Annotated in this window: 2 protein-coding genes; both read right to left on the reverse strand. The window is 55.5% G+C overall.

Annotated elements, in window-relative coordinates; genetic code table 11:
• Nucleotides 1-97 precede the first annotated feature (97 nt).
• On the reverse strand, nt 98-895 hold the full coding sequence (istB, locus tag BMW46_RS14815) for an IS21-like element helper ATPase IstB (RefSeq protein WP_074709433.1): 798 nt from the start codon (nt 893-895) through the stop codon (nt 98-100).
• Nucleotides 892-1,935: an IS21 family transposase gene (istA, locus tag BMW46_RS14820; protein ID WP_074709434.1), complete on the reverse strand. Its 1,044-nt coding sequence runs from the start codon at nt 1,933-1,935 to the stop codon at nt 892-894. Before istA ends, istB begins: the two co-directional genes overlap by 4 nt.
• Nucleotides 1,936-2,023 lie beyond the last annotated feature (88 nt).

Genomic DNA, 2,023 nt, shown 5'->3' on the forward strand with positions numbered 1-2,023 from the left:
TGTCAACGGCAATTTAAAACTGATACAGTTTTTTCGACATCGGCAATTGAAATTTGATACACCCATCTGTGGTATTAATGGTATTGCCGATGATTTTTTACAATTGCACCTCCTCCTCTTCGATGGACCTATTTCGAGCCAGCAGTCCCGCACGGCGCTTGTCACGTAAACGGAAGCTTTCTCCCTGAATCGACGCCACATGGGCGTGATGCAGCAGTCGATCCAGCATGGCGGCGGTCAGGGTGGCATCACTGGCGAAGGTTTGATCCCACTGCCCAAACGGCAGGTTGCTGGTCAAGATCAGGCTGCCTTTTTCATAGCGCTTGGCGATTACCTGGAAGAACAGATTGGCCTGTTCCCGGCTCATTGGCAAATAGCCAATCTCGTCAATAATCAGCAGGCGATATGGATTGACGAATCGCTTGAGTGCCTCGGCAAGCTGATTTTGCCGGTGCGCAGTCGTCAGAATCAATAACAGGTCGGCAGCGGTGATGAACCGAACCTTGATGCCTGCTTGCGTAGCGGCGTAGCCCAAAGCGATGGCGATGTGAGTTTTGCCAGTGCCGCTTGGCCCAAGCAGCACCACGTTCTCGGCTCGCTCGATGAAGGCAAGGCTTGCCAACTCCTGAATCTGTGCCTTGGGTACGCCTGTGGCAGCACTGAAGTCAAAGCTATCCAGGGTTTTGATCGCAGGGAAGCTTGCAAGCCTGGCAAGGGTCATTCTTTGCCGTGACAGACGTGCCGCCACTTCAGTCTTGAGCACTGACTCCAGGAATTCAGTCAGGCTGGCATCGTTGCTGACAGCCTTCTGCGCCAGATGGGGCAATGCATCCGCAACGGTGGAGAGCTTGAGCTGTCCGCACAGTTCGGCAATCCGTTCCTGCGCCAGGTTCATGTCGGCACCCCTACGAACTGCTCGTAGACCGATAACGGATGCTGCACTGGCGACGGCCAGTCATGAAAGCGCTCACGCAGTTCCTGACCGCTTGCCGCTGTTGCCGGTTTGTTCCAGGCTGGATATATCGGCGGCAAGCTCTGCAGGACAGGCCGCTCAACGCGCAATTGCTCGCCAGGCTGCCGCTGGGTAGTGCCATGCACCCGCCCATCTGCTACTTCCCGTAGCCAACGCCAGACCTCGGTATTGGCGGTCGTCACATCAAGCTCAAGACCCGCTGCCTTGAGGCGGGCGGTCAGCGGCACATAGAAGGATCGGCGCAGGTAGCCGTTGAAACGCTCAACCTTGCCTTTGGTTTTGGCGCGGTATGGTTGGCACAACTGTGGCTGGAATCCATAATGCTGGGCAAAATCGAGGAATCCCGGCTGGAAGCGATGCCGCTTTGGCCCATAGGCATTGCGCTCGATGACCACAGTCTTCATGTTGTCGTAGAGGGTGCGGCGTGGCACACCGCCAAACCACTCAAAGCAATTCGCATGGCATGCCAGCAGTGTCTCAAGCCGCATATCGGAAACGAACTCGACATAGCTGGCCCGGCTGTACCCAAGCGTGGCAACGAAGGCGAATAAGCTCGATGACTTGCGGCGTCGAAACTCGATCCAGTCTGCCTGCATTTGGTCACCAGGTGCTGTCTCAAAGCGCACCACAGGGTCAGGCGCTGGAGCCGGCCGTAATGTGGCAACAAAGTTGCGCACCGTCCGTTCACAGCCAGTAAAGCCCATTTCCCGTATCTCCCGCCATAGCACGGTAGCTGGAATCCAATCCGGTGCAGCCGATGCCTCCCTCTGCCGCAGATACGCTTCAAATGCCGCAAGCTTGGTTACGCGGGGAAGACGGGCCTTGAACGCAGGGACCGAATCTTCAACCAAATACTTGCGCACGGTATTGACCGAACAGCCAACTTCGCATGCAATGGCACGCAGACTCTTGCCTTGCTTGTGCAGTATCTTGATTTGCATGTACTCCTCGTATGAAAACATCGCCGCTCAAAAAGCGGCAATTATCCCTATGTCGAGGTGTATCAATTCTCACTTGCCACCCTGTATCAATTTACATTTGCCGGTGACA

Origin of the sequence: Nitrosospira multiformis (assembly GCF_900111585.1) — a bacterium.
Classification (GTDB): domain Bacteria; phylum Pseudomonadota; class Gammaproteobacteria; order Burkholderiales; family Nitrosomonadaceae; genus Nitrosospira; species Nitrosospira multiformis_B.